Raw genomic sequence first — 14478 nt, forward strand, 5'->3', positions numbered from 1 at the left:
ATCTGATGCCACCGCCCCCCGCGCATGCGCAGGGGGCGGTGGCTTTCTGTTCAGGACGTCGCCGACAGGATGAAGGCGAAGTCGGCGGCCCGGACGTCGAGCCGGTACCGGGGAAGGACGCCGGGACCGACCGCCCCGGATCCGACACCGTGGACGACGTGGTCGGTGTGCAGGTAGATCAGCGGCTCGGGGACCAGGTCGCTCTGGTGCCGGGCCGCCGCGAGCTGCCGGTCGCTCCAGCGCCGGGCGGCGAGGCTGAACAGCGGCTCACCCTCGATGCGGATTCCCGTGCCCGCCGGGTCGGTGATCTCGGCCCACCGCACGTCGGCGCGGGTGCCGTTGTCCTGCGGGCGGACGTACGGCGTCTGCAGCTCGTCGACCGTGGCGTGGAAGTGGTCGATCCGCGCCGCCTGCCGGGAGTCGGGATACGCCTCACCGGGCCCGGCTCCGAACCACCGGACCCGCGACCATTCCTCAGGAAGGTGCCACACGAGACCGATCCGCGCCAGGGATGGCGCTCTGTGGCGCCGGAGAAGCTCCTCGCGCTCCTCCTCCGGCAGGTTGTGGTCCACCATCTCCTCGTCGAAGGAGAACCTCCGCTCCGGCCAGTAGCCGACCGGCTCGGCGTGCACCCGCAGCCTCAGGCGCTCCCCGTCGCTGTCCCAGCGGTACGTGCTGAGGTAGCCGCAGCCGGAATTGGCCGCCGAACTGCGGACCACGACGGTCAGGCCCGCGTCGCCTGCCTCGATGGAGACGGTCCTGTGCAGCAGCCGATCCAGGCCGCGGGCCTTCCAGTACTCGGCGTCGCCCTGCCCCCATGAGCGGTCGTTGTCCGTGGGCGCGCGCCACAGTGCCAGCCGCGGGCCATGCAGCGGTCGGTCGCCGAGGCCGACCAGGCTCCCCGTTCGCCGGTCGAAACGCGCGGGGCCGAGGTGGACGTGCTCGGCGGACTGCCTGGCGGCCCGCCGTGCCTCTGCGAGAACAGCAGGAGCGGGCGCGGCAGGCGGGAGCTGGCCCCAGGCCACGACGTGGCCCTTGGGCGCCCAAGCGGTGGATTCCGCCAGTTCGGCCTGGATGGTCACGCCGTCAGGGACGGGGACCTCGACGCGTTCCCCCGGTCCGGCGGGCGGCACCGCGAGCTCACCCTGGGAATGGGTGAAGCGCAGGTGGGACAGGTCCAGGAAGGCGTAACGGTTGCGGATCGTGACGTGTCCGGGGCGGCCGGGCTCGATGACGACGGGCTCGTTGACCTTCTGGTACTCCAGCATGCCCGGGGACGGTGTGCGGTCGGGGAACATGAGGCCGTCGCAGATGTAGTTCGCGTCGTGCAGTTCCTCTCCGAAGTCGCCGCCGTAGGCGAAGTACTCGCTGCCCTGAGCGTCGGTGGTGCGCAGACCCTGATCGATCCACTCCCACACGAACCCGCCCTGGACCCGCGGGAACTCCTCGCACAGCCGCATGTACTCCGCCAGGCCGCCCGGGCCGTTGCCCATCGCGTGCGCGAACTCCGTGAGGATGAACGGCATGCGGTTGCGCCGGTCATCCGCCGGGTCACCCGCCCCCTCGGTGAGCGGATAGAACAGCTCCCCTGGCCGCAGCGCGCCCTGGCCGATGCGGCGCACGACGGCGGGGGTGCGATACATCTCGCCATAGACATCGACGTATCGGGCCAGCCGGTCGGCCTCGTAGTGGACCGGCCGCGACGGGTCGCGCTCGTGGATCCAGTCAGCCATGGCCTTGAGGTTGTCCCCGTCGCCCGCCTCGTTGCCGAGCGACCAGATGATGACGCTGGGGTGGTTCTTGTCGCGTTCGACGGTTCGCTGGATGCGGTCCAGGTAGGCCGCGCGCCACCGCGGATCGTCTGAGGGGTTGCCGGTCCAGAGCTCCGGCCGCGGCTGCTCGAACCCGTGCGTCTCCAGGTCGCACTCCAGCACGACCCACAGGCCCAGCTCGTCACAGATGTCCAGGAAAGCGGGGTGGGGCGGGTAGTGCGAGGTGCGGACGGCGTTGACGTTGTGCTGCTTCATCAGCTCCACGTCGCGGCGCATCAGCTCCAGGCTCACCGCGCGCCCGTGATCGGGGTCGAATTCATGCCGGTTGACACCGCGCAGCACGATCCGCCGGCCGTTCACCGTCAGCACGCCGTCTCCGTTGATCTCGACCGTGCGGAAGCCGAACCGCACGCGTACCCGCTCGCTCGGGGTGGCGATGACGGCCTCGTAGAGGAAGGGATCCTCCGCGCTCCAGGGCCGTACCCGGTCGAAGACGAACGTCTGCGTGGCGGCGGCGGCCTCCACCCCGAGCAGGGGGATGCCGACCTCGACAGGCCCGTCCGCCGCCACGTCGAATCGCACCCGCCCGCCTCCATCGGAGTAGTCGGCGTGCACGAAGACGTCCTGGATTCCGCCGACGGGCCGCGCAAGCAGCGCTACGTCCCGGAAGATCCCGGACAGCCGCCAGGTGTCCTGATCCTCCAGATAGGTGCCAGAGGAATACTGATGGACCCGGACGGCCAGGACGTTGCGGCCCGGGCACAGCGCCTTCGTGGCGTCGAACTCCGTCGACAGGCGGCTGCCCCTGGTCACCCCAAGCTCCACCCCGTTGAGCCAGACCCGCGCGCACGAGTCCACACCCTCGAAGCGGAGCACGGCAGGGGTGTCACCCCATTCTTCGGGCAGCTCGAAGACGCGGCGATAGTCGCCGGTCTGGTTCTCGTCCGGGACGAACGGCGGATCTATCGGAATCGGGTAGGGGATGTTCAGGTAGGCGGGCTTGCCGTACCCGTGGAGCTGCCAGTGCGAAGGGACGGCGAGCCGATCCCACTGCTCGTCGTCGAAGTCGGGACAGGGGAAGCCGTCCGGCTCGCCGAGGCCGATGGGAGAGAAGCGGAATGCCCAGTCACCGTTCAGGTCGAGCCGCGGGGCGTCAGAAGCGAGGACGGCTCGCGGCGCGAGCTTGCCATAACCTGGGGAGAAGTCTTCAAGGTACACGCGCTTTCCTCTTCCAGTTATAAAGTTTCGCGCGAAACCGTAGTATCGAACGCATGTTGCGGCAAGGCACGGAACCGGCTCTACGCTCGGCCTTTGGCAGGCCGGACGGGCTGAGAAAGTTTCCTCGGAGTTGCTCTATAGTTTCCATGGACACACCATGGCGGCGGAAAGGCGAACGTGACCGACAATCCCTCGGGGCCGCCCGCGGTCACCATCGCGTTCATCGCTGAATCCGCGGGCGTCTCGATCCCCACCGTGTCGAAGGTGCTCAACGGCCGCTCGGGCGTCTCGGTGGAGACCCGTGCCCGGGTCGAGGGTCTGATCAACAAGTACGGCTACCGCCGCCCTTCCGGCAGCCGGGGCAGCACCGTGGAGATCGTCTTCCGCGAGATGGAGGGCACGTGGGCCGTGGACATCATCCGCGGGGTCGAACGGGTGGCGCGCCAGAACCGGATCGGCGTCCTGGTGTCGCAGCTGGGCCCCGACTCCTCACCCGCCACCTCCATCGACGAGACGATCGGCCGCCGCCCCGGCTTCGTCCTGTTCGTCTCCGAGATCTCGGCGCCCGAGCAGGCGAAGCTGAAGGCAAAGGACATCCCGTTCGTCGTCATCAACCCGGCCGGCGAGCTGCCGGATGACGTCCCCTTCGTGGGCACCACCAACTGGCGGGGCGGCCACTCGGCCACCCGGCACCTGCTCGACCTGGGCCACCGGCGCATCGCGATGATCAATGGGCCGGACTATCCGTTCTGCCAGGCGCGCATGGCCGGATATTTCTCGGCGATGGCCGAAGCCGACGTCGCCGCGGATTCTTCGCTGGTGGTCCGCACGTTCCTCACGCGCGAGCACGGCTACGCCGCGGCCCTCGAACTGCTTTCCCGCCCTGACCGGCCGACTGCGATCTTCGCCTCCAACGACATGCAGGCGTTCGGGGTCTATCGCGCCGCTCGGGAGCTGGGCTTGTCGATCCCGGGCGAATTGAGCGTGGTGGGCTTCGACGACATCGTCGTCTCAGACTGGGCCGACCCGCCTCTGACGACGGTCCACCAGCCGTTGTTCGAGATGGCGAGCGCTGCCACCGACCTGGCGTTCACCCTCGGCCGCGGTGAACCGGTTCGCCAGGTCGGGCTGGAGATCGCCACCGTTCTCACCATCCGCAAGAGTACGGCACCGCCGAGGAGCTGAACTCGTAACGCGACCCCGCCTACCGCCCGCCGATGACAGCAGGGGCGCAGAGGTGCGTGCCCACGGAGTCGGTTCAGAAGTCTTGCGGGGTTCCCGAGACATCATCCACCATGCCGCGTCCCGCCACCAGTTTGTCCCCGTTGCCGTGATCCATGATCCATGACCACGATCGGTCGAGGTCGTCCCTCGTCTGGATCACGAAGGCATACTGACTACCTTCCGCGCTCATCCTCTGAGTGTGATTGACCATCTCGAGATCCACCATGAGAACTGCTGCTTGCTCGGATGGACGAGAGTAGCTCTCCCCTGACGCGAGGCGAAACCCCAGGTCAGCTTGTTCTTCATCCTCTCGCGGACAGCAAGACGGCCTTAAGTGATCATGTGCGGTGTCGAGCCGCTAGTGATCGCTACAAGGCCGTGAGGGTGAGTCTGCTGGGACTGTCTGAACTGGATTGTTGAGGTCGATCAGAGGAGCGGCGGCTACTGGTGTCACGCGACCGGCGTGGGAGGCGCTCCTGGCGCTGCCGCAGGCCGGGGGGCACACTGAAGTTCTGGAAGTCCGATCGGTGGGGCCGCTCAGCGGGGCACGTGCTGACTACCGTCAACGAGCTGCGCGACCGCGGCATCACCGTGGTGTCACTGACGGAGAACTCGATCTGGCCACCAAAGAGGGCCGGTTCATGTTTGCGGTCCTGGCCGCAGCCGCGGAATACGAGCTGGAGCTGCGCGCCGAGCGCCAGGCCGAGGGGACAGCCGCCGCCAAGCGCCGCGAGGCCACCGGTGCCATGCTGCCCGGCAAGAAGAAGACCGGGCGACCGCGCGTCATCGGCCCCGCCGAGTTGGTCACACTACGCCGCCTGGTCGACGATGGTATCGCGATCGCCGAGGCCGCCCGCACCCTCAAAATCGGCCGCTCCACCGCCTACGCGGCACTCGCGGGACGCTGACCAGCAACTATTCACCCGCATTCCAATTCCGGCCTGGGGCGCCCTAGCAAGATCATTCTCATCGATAACGGCTGTCCGCCGGTTCCTCAACCCCGGGTTCGTTCGATCGGAGTCATGACGGGGGGGGTTGACGGCGCACCGTTGCCCCCAGGGCCGGGGTTCATGGCGCACTGCTGACGTCGTCGCCTGGCGATGTGGTGCACCGCCACCGAGTCCGTCGCCCCCGGTCTCACTGGGGGGTGATGGGTGGGGCGCCGTGGGTGTGGAAGGAGGCGATGGTGTTCAGGCCCCAGGTCGGCCTTTGGCGCGCTCGGCCTCCGTCCAGGTAGATGTCGGCGGCTCTGAGGATGTCCTCGCGGGTCGTAGCAGGGGTCACCACAGTCTCTAGCCGAAATCCTGCGGGTCCACGAGCCTCCTCAGCGCCGCCGCGGCGGCCGCGTCCAACTCGGCCCGCTGAATGAGTTGCCTGCTCAGTTCCTCGATCCAGGTGTCGAGCGCGACCGTGCGGCGGGAGAGCATGACGCCGCGGACCTCGTGTCTGATCACGGCCACCAGCCCGGGGTCGCTCGCAGTGAGGGTCAGCACCCGCTCATTGAGCCGTACGGCGAGCGCCCGGACCCGGCGGAGGCCCCAACGCCCTCGCTCCACGGTGACGCAGTCGGGTGGCAGTGCCTCGCGGAGCGTGTTCAGCAGCACCCCGGCGTAGAGGTTGAGATCGGACGTGTCGCGGCGGAGCGCGGCGGCGACCAGGTGCAGGTCCATCAGCGGTCCAGCGGGAGGACGAGCTGGGGGCGCTCGATCACGTGATCGGGCCGGAGCGGCCGGATGGCGGTGCCGATGGCGAAGAACTCCGTCGTGTGCGAGCCCCAGTTGTGGTGATGGTGATCGAGCGTGGCACCCACGATCCCCTCCGCGTTCAGCTCCTTCGCTTCGGCCTGCATGCGGGCCATCGCCAGTTCGCGGGCGTTGTAGAGGGCCTGCGTGTACTCTGGGATCTCCACGTTCCGCCCGGTGGTACCCAACAAGGCGCCGATCCGGCGGTGAGCGATGTGGCAGACGCAGGTCCCCATCACCATGCCGAGCGGAGCGTAGCCTGCGCGGATGAGCGTCCAGAAGTCCTGGCCCGACAGGTCGGAGGTGAAGGGCTGCCCCTTGTTGTTGCGCCATTGGCCGGGCTCATCCGCCTTGACCGCGGTGCCGATCGCCACAAATTCCGCGATGTGCTCCCCGAATTCACGAAACTCCACCGCAAGACGCACTGCGACGATCCCGTCAGCTCCCAGCTGATCGGCCTCGGCCTCCATCCGGGCCATGGCCAGGTCGCGAGCATGGTACATCGCCTCGGTTAACTGGGTGAGTGGTGGCGAGCTACGGCTTCTGGCACCGGGGGCCGGCTGATGCCGGGCGGTGGTCAAGGTGGCGCTGCTGGCGCACCGACCAGGTGATCGACTCGGTGGCGGTGAGGCCGATCCACGAGGAACGATCATTGATCAGCCGCTTACGTAGTCGTACTGGATCATGGTCAGGCCGGTGTCGTCCCGAAGTTGGCGCCGGCGTCGGTGATGATCTCAAAAATCCTTGAAAGGTACCGGGCCGGCCGCCCTTTCAGAGCGCGACCAGGACGTGAGCGACCATTCATGGTGGGCATCCGTGAAGACGGGGCAGGTGGACAGCGGCCGCAGGTCACGGCGGGCTCGTCATGGCCGGTCCGCGTCGTTCCGGCTCGCACTAGTCACCGCGCTTGCCCCGGCGCATGTCCTGGGACGCGCCCTGGCCCGCTTCCAGCTCTCCACGGGCTTCGGCCTCGCCGTCTCCCCGGCGGTGATCACCGCTCTTGCCTCCCACGGCTCGGCCGCTCTCTGGGGCAGCCTTGCTGGTGCGACGCTCCTGTCCGCCTCCGCCGTTGCCACCGAGAAGGACCAGGAAACGCGGCTCAGCGATTGCCGCCGCCACGCGCGAGCAGGCTCGTGAGCTCGGCGAGCGCCTCGGGGGGACGGCTTGGACTGGACCATCACCGCCGACCTGTCGCCCTACCAGAGATCCCACATCACCCGGTTCGGTGCTTACGCCACCGACGAACTAGCGGTTATCCCCCGCCGCGTTCAACCCGGTGCTCAAAGAGATCGACTTCGCACTCTGGAGCTGGCCGCCGCCTGATCTTGCTACGCGCTGCTGGCCGCGGACAAGCCACCATGAGTGCTTGTGCCGCGTCGGCTGAGGCTAGTGGGTGAGCGCTCCGGACCGGGTGCCGCGAACTGGCAAGCCGCCGGCCGCCCAGTTCGGGTCCAGGCTGGCGTCTGGATGAGATGTGGGCGTGGCAGGCGTGGGAAGAGGGTGATGTAAGGATGGTGGCAGCCGACCTGATCGCCAGGGCGCGGGCCGGGGACGATGACGCTTTCCGGGATCTGATCGAGCCGTACCGGCGGGAGCTGAGGGTGCACTGCTACCGGATGCTCGGGTCGTTGTCCGACGCGGAGGACGTTCTACAGGAAACCCTCCTGGCTGCCTGGCAAGGCCTCGGTCCGCCACCGGCGACAACACCTCCGCCAGCAAGCCGAACGCCTGGCCCACACCACCAACCAGCTCATTCAGCCTGCGGGAAGAAGACCTGGCAAGCCCGATCCAGCAGACCGGTTGGACCAAAGGTCCCATCGCCGGCTACACCACCGCAGCCCTGCCCCTGCTCAGCCAGGCCCGCACCATCATGGCCGCAGCCGTCGCCGCAGACCGCTCCGCGGGCGCCACCTGGCACGAGATCTCCGCCATCCTCGACGTCAGCGCCGGCACCGCCTCCCGCCACTACCGCGCCTGATCTTCTCGGGGGTATCACTCTAAGTGTGGAAACGATCACTATGGGTAAATGAGCCAAGGTAGATCATCTTAACGCTTCGGGGGGAGCGTCCATCATGACGAACACGCGGGGATCATCGGCTCTGAGTACCACTTTCACACCAGACCACGAGCAGGCGGGAGGCTTGGCACGGGCTGCTCATCATGGCGGGGAAAAATCCCCCCTTCTTGAAGGTCAGGTGCCGCTGCGGGAGTTGCTCGGCGATCAGGTGCTGGACCTGCTGCTGGAGCGATCGAAAGACGGCAAGGGCGGGCTGCGCCTGACCGGCGAGGGCTCGATGCTGGGCGAGCTGGTCAAAGCGGTGCTGGAACGCGCGCTGGAGGCCGAGCTGTCGAGCCATCTGGGCTATGGCAAGCACGATCCGGTCGGCCACGGGACGGGCAACTCACGTAACGGCAAGATCGGCAAAACCGTGCAGACCGGGGTCGGCCCGGTCCGGCTGGCCGTGCCACGCGATCGGGCCGGCACCTTCGAGCCGGTGCTGGTGCCCAAACGCGCCGGCCGCATCTCCGGCGGCCTGGACGACATGATCATCAGCCTGTACGCGCACGGCATGAGCGTGCGCGACATCCAGCACCACCTGCGCCAGATTTATGAGGTCGAACTGTCGCACGAGGCTATCTCCAACATCACCGACGCCGTGCTGGAAGAAGTCCGCGCCTGGCAGGCACGGCCACTGGAGGCGATCTACCCGGTGGTGTTCCTGGACGCCATCGTGGTCAAAGTGCGCGACAACCACAGCGTGCAGGCCAAACCCGCCTACCTGGCCATCGGCATCGACGCCGACGGCGAAAAGCACGTCCTGGGCATCTGGCTGGCCAAGACCCCGCTCGACCATGCCACCGCCGGCGAGTCGTCCCGATTCTGGAACGCGGTGATGACCGATCTGCGCAACCGCGGCGTGCGCGACATCCTCATCGCCTGCACCGACGGCCTGGCCGGCTTCGAAGACGCCATCCACGCGGCGTTCCCGTACACCACCGTGCAAACCTGCGTCGTTCACATGATCAGGAATGCGCTACGGCCGGTGGCCCGCCGCGACCGCGCGGGGGTGGCCGCCGAACTGAAGAAGATCTACACCGCGCCAAGCGCCGAGGCCGCCTTCGACGCCCTGGCCGACTTCACCGCCTCCGATTGGGGCACGAAATACCCGCAAGCGGCCCGCGTGTTCGAGGCCGCCTGGGACCGGTTCACCCCGTTTTTCGCCTTCTCCCCCGCGGTGCGCAAGCTGCTCTACACCACCAACGGCATCGAGTCCCTGAACTACCAACTGCGCAAGGTCACCAAGGCCCGCGGGCACTTCCCCGGCGACGACGCCGTGGTCAAGCTGCTGTGGCTGGCCATCATCAACATCGAGGACAAACGCGCCCGCGAACGCGCCTCCCACAAGGAGAAAACCGGCAAGATCAAGAACTCGCCCAGCACCGCCCGCCTCATCGAGGGGCAACGCACCATCGGCTGGAGAGAAGCACTCATCGAACTCGATCTCGCCTACCCGGGACTGTAAGAACAACGGTGTAACTCCTGATCATGGAGGACACCCCTGATGAGTACTGTGATCCAGGCATCGACGGAGATCGACCTGGAGGACGCCGCGGTGGCGCGCAAGAAGCCGGAAGACTCGACGGATCGGGAGCTGGTTGCCCGGCTGGTCGATCAAGCTCGTGCCGAGGGCATGGAGCTGGTCGGTGAGAACGGGCTACTGGGCCGGCTGACCAAGCTGGTCCTGGAGTCCGCCCTGGAGGGCGAGATCACCGACCATCTCGGCCACGATAAGCACGAACGCTCCGGCAACGAGACCGGCAACACCCGCAACGGCAGCCGGTCCAAGACCGTGCTCACCGACGTCGGCCCGGTCGAGATCAGCGTGCCGCGCGATCGCGACGCCAGCTTCGAGCCGAAGATCGTGCGCAAGCGGCAGCGGCGCCTGTCCGGCGTCGATGAGATGGTCATCTCGCTGGCCGCCAAGGGCCTGACCACCGGGGAGATCTCCGCGCATTTGGCCGAGGTCTATGGCGCCGAGGTATCCAAGCAGACCATCTCCACCATCACCGACAAGGTGCTGGACGGCATGGCCGAGTGGCAGAACCGGCCGCTCGACCCGGTCTACCCGGTGATCTTCATCGACGCCATCCACGTGAAGCTGCGCGAGGGCCAGGTCGCCAACCGGCCGATCTACATCGCCCTGGCCGTCACCGTCGACGGCGAGCGCGACATCCTCGGGTTGTGGGCCGGCGACGGCGGCGAGGGCGCCAAGTTCTGGCTGCACGTGCTGACTGAGATCAAGAACCGCGGCGTCGGTGATGCGCTGATGGTGGTCTGCGACGGGCTGAAGGGACTGCCGCAGGCCATCGAAAGTGTCTGGCCGCAGGCGGTCGTGCAGACGTGCGTGGTGCACTTGCTGCGGGCGTCGTTCCGCTATGCCGCCCGCCAGCACTGGGACGCCGTCGCCAAGGCGCTCAAGCCCGTTTACACCGCCCCGACCGAGGCCGCCGCGCTCGAGCGCTTCTTGGAGTTCGCCGAGCTCTGGGGCGGTAAGTATCCGGCGATCGTGAAGTTGTGGGAGGACGCCTGGGCCGAGTTCGTGCCCTTCCTCAATTTCGACACCGAGATCCGCCGGGTGATCTGCTCGACCAACGCCATCGAGTCGGTCAACGCCCGGATCCGGCGGGGGGTCAAGGTCCGCGGCCACTTCCCGAACGAGCAGGCCGCGCTCAAGTGCGTCTACATGGCGATCATGAGCCTGGACCCGACAGGCAAGGGGCGCAAACGCTGGATCACCCGCTGGAAAGCCGGCCTCAACGCCTTCGCCATCACCTTCGACGGCCGGCTGACCCCGACCACCCGATAACTAATCAAGATCGAGAAACACCGTTATCTAGACAGTCCCGCCTACCCAGGACGGATCAGGTAAAGAGGGTTCTCCATCACCCAGAAAGGATCTTTACACACTTGAAGTGACAAGCTCATCTTCTCCACCACCCGCAGTGTTGAGCGCGGAAGAGAATGTCAGCGGATGCGTAGATGTCGTGTCAATGCTCGATGTGCGCCGCTTCATGAAGCATGAGAGTCCTGCTGAGGCCGTCTATGTCGGGGTCTTGGGACTACCCGGCCGGAATTGAACGGTAAGCCTCCGCCGCAGGTCAGGGGGTTGCGGGCCGAGGCGTCGCGGACGGGTTGATCTCGGTTTGGGCGTACCGTCTGGTAGACGGTCATTGATCTCATACCGTCGCGGCTTATGTCGTTTCAGTACTTGTCAGAGGAGCAGAGGGCCCGCTACCGGCGGTTCTTGACGGATCCGTCGCCGGAGGATCTGGAGCGGTTCTTCTACCTGGACGCGGACGCGTTGGCGGAGGTGGCGAAGAAGCGCGGCCCGCACAACCGGCTCGGCTGGGGTCTGCAGTGGGGGACGGCGCGGATGCTCGGCACGTTCCTGGCCGACCCTGGCGATGTCCCGCATGTGGCGGTCGACTACGTCGCCGAACAGCTTGGGGTGGCGGACCCTTCGTGTATCAAGAACTACGCGGAGCGGCTGCCGACCCAGCATGAGCACGCGCGGGAGATCCGCAAGCTGTTGGAGTTGCGGGAGTTCGTGGACGCGGAGGCGGAGCTGCGGGTGTTCGTGGCGTCGCGGGCGGCGCAGACGCGGGATTCGCGGCGGGAGCTGTTCGACCGGGCGGTGGTGTGGCTGATCGAGAACCGGGTGTTGCTGCCGGGGATCACGACGCTGGCGGCGCTGGTCACGAACGTGCGGGCGGAACAGTTGGCTGCGGTCAACGACCATCTGGTGGAGCAGACGCCGGTGGAGATGCGGCGGGAACTGCTGGAGACCCTGGTCGTGCCGACGGGCAAGAAGGTCTCGCCGTTGGAGTGGATGCGCACAGCGGTGGCGCTGTTGTCCGGGGCGGGGATGAAGGAGGCGTTGAACCGGTCGGTGGCGGTGTGGGCGTTCGGTGCGGGCGCGGTCGACGTGGGTGGGGTCGCTCCGGTGAAGCTGACGGAGCTGGCCGCCTACGGGATGTCGGCGAAGGCACCGAAGATCGGGCAGTTGAAGGGGAGCCGGCGGGTCGCGACGTTGCTGGCGACGATGCGGCATCTGGAGGGTGTGTCCGTCGATGACGCCCTGCTGCTGTTCGATCTACTGATGTCCACGAAGTTGCTGGCGAGGGCGAGCCGGGATGAGAAGAACGCCAAGCTGAAGTCTCTGCCCAAGTTGCGCAAGGCCGCGCTGCAGGCCGAGTCGGCGCTGCGAGCGGCGCTGGACACCCCGATGACCCAGCAGGAACAGTCCCCGCAGCCCGACGACCAGGTGGTTGGGGAGAGCGCCGGGCCGGGGCCGGTGGTGCGGGAGACGACCGCGTCGGAGATGATCGCACGGATCGCGTCGGTGGTGCCGATCGAGCAGTTGGAGGCGGCGCTCGCGGTGATCAAGGAGTTGGTGCCTCCGGCGGGTGAGGATGAGGATCTGGCGTGGCGGGCGGAGCTGACGAACCGGTTCGCCTCGGTGCGCGGGTTCGTCGAGCTGCTGGCTGACACGATCCCCTGGGGCGGTACCGACGCCGGTGCCGGCGTGATCGCGGCATTGCGAGGTCTGCCTCGCGTGCTGGCGTACGGCAAGCATGCCGGGGTGCAGCACATCGAGGCGCATAAGGATCTGGTGGCGGGGTCGTGGCGGCGGCTGGTGTATGACAATCCCGAGCTCGGCGACCGGCTGATCGACCGGCACGCCTACACCTTCTGTGTCCTGGAGGCGCTGTGGTCGGCTCTGCGCTGCAAGGATGTGTACGCCGTCGGCGCGGACAAGTCCGGCGACCCGCGGGCCAAGCTGATCCCGGACGCCCTATGGAGCGTGCACGCGCCGAGCATCCTGACCGCACTCGGCCTTCCCGCAGACCCGGCCGAGCATCTCCGGAAACTGTCCGGCGACCTGGGCGGGATCTATCGCGAGCTGGCCGACAGCCTGGACGCCAACCCCGCCATCACGATCAAGGACGGCCGGCTGAACCTGGCCCGGCTGGAGGCCGCCCCGCTACCGGAGGCCTACCAGGCGGTGCATGACGCGGTGATGAACATGCTGCCGCGCATCGACTATCCGGAGTTGCTGCTGGAGGTCCACGGCCACACCGGCATGTTCGACGCGTTCACCCACATCTCCGGTTCGACGTCGCGGCGTGCGGATCTGGACATCAGCCTGACCGCGCTGATGGTGGCGCGCTCCTGCAACCTCGGCTTGGGGCCGGTGGCCAAGCCCGGCGACCCGGTGCTGGGCATCCATCGGCTGATCAGCGCGGAGAAGGGCTACTTCCACCACGAGGGCATGGGCTTGGCGTCGGGGAAGCTTATCGAGAAGCAGGCCGGCATCGACATCGCCCGCGAGGACTGGGGCGGCGGGCTGGTCGCCTCGGCCGACGGGCTGCGGTTCGTGGTCCCGGTCCGCTCCCTGTACGGGCGGCCGAACCCGCACTACTTCGGCCAGTCCAAACGGTCCAAGGGCGCGACGTGGCTGGCGGTCGTCTCCGATCGGGTGATGGGCCTGGGCGGGTTGCTGGTGCCGGGGACGATGCGGGACTCGCTGTTCATCCTGGACGCTTTGCACCGGCTGGACGCCAAGGAGCAGCCGGAGGTCCTGACGACGGATACGGCGTCGTATTCCGACATCGTGTTCGGGTTGTTCGCGATCTGCGGCTACCAGTTCGCGCCCCGGATCGCCGACATCAGCGACGCTCAGCAGTGGTGGATCGACCCCGCCGACGTCGGAGCGGCCGACAAGCGCACCACCCCGGCGGCCGCCGGGTACGGACGGTTGACCGAGCTGAACCTGCGCCGGGTCAACATCGCTTTGATCAAACAGCACTGGCCGCAGATGCTCCAGGTCGCCGGATCATTGGTGACCAACAAGGTCCGCGCCTACGACCTGATCAAGATGATGACGGCCGACGGCCGCACCACCGGCCTCGGCCACGCGTTCGCCCACTACGGCCGAATTTTCAAGTCGATGCACCTGCTGCACGTCGCCCACCTGGAGGACTACCGCAGGATGATGGGCGCCCAGCTGAACGTCGGGGAGGGCCGCAACGGCCTGGCGCGGGCGGTGTTCTTCGCCCACCACGGCCAGCTGCGCAGGGGTTATGAACGCGGTATGGAGGACCAACTCGGCGCGCTCGGCCTCGGTTTGAACGCGATCATTTTCTGGAACAGCCTGTACATCGACGCCGCGGTGAAGAAACTCGCCGCCGGTGGCATGAAGATCGGCCCGGAGATCAGGGCTGCCTTGTCGCCGCTGCAGTGGGAACACATCAATTTCCACGGGACGTACCCGTTCAACCGGCCGGAACTGCCCGGCCGGTTGCGGGAGCTGCGCGACCCCACCGCCGCCGACGACCCGGAGCTGTGACGATCAGCGCGCCGTGGGCGCTGACTACCGGGGCTGGGGTCTGAGACTTCTCGTAGGCCTTGGCGTGCTCGGCGGAGGAGGGTGCGCCGAGGGTGGCCTCCACGACCCGCT

General features: G+C 67.4%; 10 protein-coding genes. 6 read left to right on the forward strand and 4 right to left on the reverse strand.

All coding sequences use genetic code 11. The features are described from left to right. Positions 1-50: 50 nt before the first annotated feature. Complete coding sequence (locus tag ABD830_RS52920) at positions 51-2990, reverse strand: glycoside hydrolase family 2 TIM barrel-domain containing protein (RefSeq protein ID WP_345003231.1); 2940 nt, start codon at positions 2988-2990, stop codon at positions 51-53. Positions 2991-3167: 177 nt separating this feature from the next. Between ABD830_RS52920 and ABD830_RS52925 the strand changes: the two genes are divergently transcribed. Further along, entirely contained in the window at positions 3168-4175 is a 1008-nt protein-coding gene (locus tag ABD830_RS52925; RefSeq protein ID WP_345003232.1) for a LacI family DNA-binding transcriptional regulator, read from the forward strand. Positions 4176-4248: 73 nt separating this feature from the next. Here the strand turns inward: ABD830_RS52925 and ABD830_RS52930 are convergent, their stop codons facing one another. Next, positions 4249-4440 carry a hypothetical protein gene (locus ABD830_RS52930; protein WP_345003233.1) on the reverse strand — a complete coding sequence of 64 codons (192 nt, stop codon included), beginning with the start codon at positions 4438-4440 and terminating at the stop codon, positions 4249-4251. A 190-nt stretch (positions 4441-4630) separates the two neighbouring features. Between ABD830_RS52930 and ABD830_RS52935 the strand changes: the two genes are divergently transcribed. Beyond that, positions 4631-5122: a recombinase family protein gene (locus ABD830_RS52935; RefSeq protein ID WP_345003234.1), complete on the forward strand. Its 492-nt coding sequence runs from the start codon at positions 4631-4633 to the stop codon at positions 5120-5122. 384 nt (positions 5123-5506) lie between these two features. On the opposite strand, the gene ABD830_RS52940 is transcribed toward ABD830_RS52935, so the two are convergent. Together ABD830_RS52940 and ABD830_RS52945 are read right to left on the reverse strand one after the other, a co-directional pair. Continuing rightward, the gene (locus ABD830_RS52940; protein ID WP_345003235.1) at positions 5507-5884 is read right to left on the reverse strand and encodes a hypothetical protein; all 378 of its coding nucleotides are present in this window, start codon (positions 5882-5884) and stop codon (positions 5507-5509) included. After that, on the reverse strand, positions 5884-6537 hold the full coding sequence (locus ABD830_RS52945) for a heavy metal-binding domain-containing protein (RefSeq protein ID WP_345003236.1): 654 nt from the start codon (positions 6535-6537) through the stop codon (positions 5884-5886). The genes ABD830_RS52940 and ABD830_RS52945 overlap by 1 nt, the downstream gene beginning before the upstream one ends. 235 nt (positions 6538-6772) lie before the next feature. Here ABD830_RS52945 and ABD830_RS52950 point away from each other — a divergent pair, with 235 nt between their 5' ends. From ABD830_RS52950 to ABD830_RS52970, 4 genes are all read left to right on the forward strand, one after another. After that, entirely contained in the window at positions 6773-7093 is a 321-nt protein-coding gene (locus tag ABD830_RS52950) for a hypothetical protein (RefSeq protein ID WP_345003237.1), read from the forward strand. Between the two features lie 1004 nt (positions 7094-8097). After that, positions 8098-9480: an IS256 family transposase gene (locus ABD830_RS52960; protein WP_425567281.1), complete on the forward strand. Its 1383-nt coding sequence runs from the start codon at positions 8098-8100 to the stop codon at positions 9478-9480. Positions 9481-9519: 39 nt separating this feature from the next. Beyond that, positions 9520-10824, forward strand: a complete 1305-nt coding sequence (locus ABD830_RS52965) for an IS256 family transposase (protein ID WP_345003238.1) — start codon at positions 9520-9522, stop codon at positions 10822-10824. 387 nt (positions 10825-11211) lie between these two features. Beyond that, positions 11212-14367 carry a Tn3 family transposase gene (locus ABD830_RS52970; protein WP_345003239.1) on the forward strand — a complete coding sequence of 1052 codons (3156 nt, stop codon included), beginning with the start codon at positions 11212-11214 and terminating at the stop codon, positions 14365-14367. The last annotated feature ends 111 nt before the right edge of the window (positions 14368-14478 follow it).

It is taken from the genome of Nonomuraea helvata (assembly GCF_039535785.1).
Lineage (GTDB): Bacteria > Actinomycetota > Actinomycetes > Streptosporangiales > Streptosporangiaceae > Nonomuraea > Nonomuraea helvata.

Coding starts and splice junctions, on each gene's coding strand:
- ABD830_RS52930 (WP_345003233.1), bottom strand. CDS start 4,440: ATGGTGGATCTCGAGATGGTCAATCACACTCAGAGGATGAGCGCGGAA.
- ABD830_RS52940 (WP_345003235.1), bottom strand. CDS start 5,884: ATGGACCTGCACCTGGTCGCCGCCGCGCTCCGCCGCGACACGTCCGAT.
- ABD830_RS52965 (WP_345003238.1), top strand. CDS start 9,520: ATGAGTACTGTGATCCAGGCATCGACGGAGATCGACCTGGAGGACGCC.
- ABD830_RS52970 (WP_345003239.1), top strand. CDS start 11,212: ATGTCGTTTCAGTACTTGTCAGAGGAGCAGAGGGCCCGCTACCGGCGG.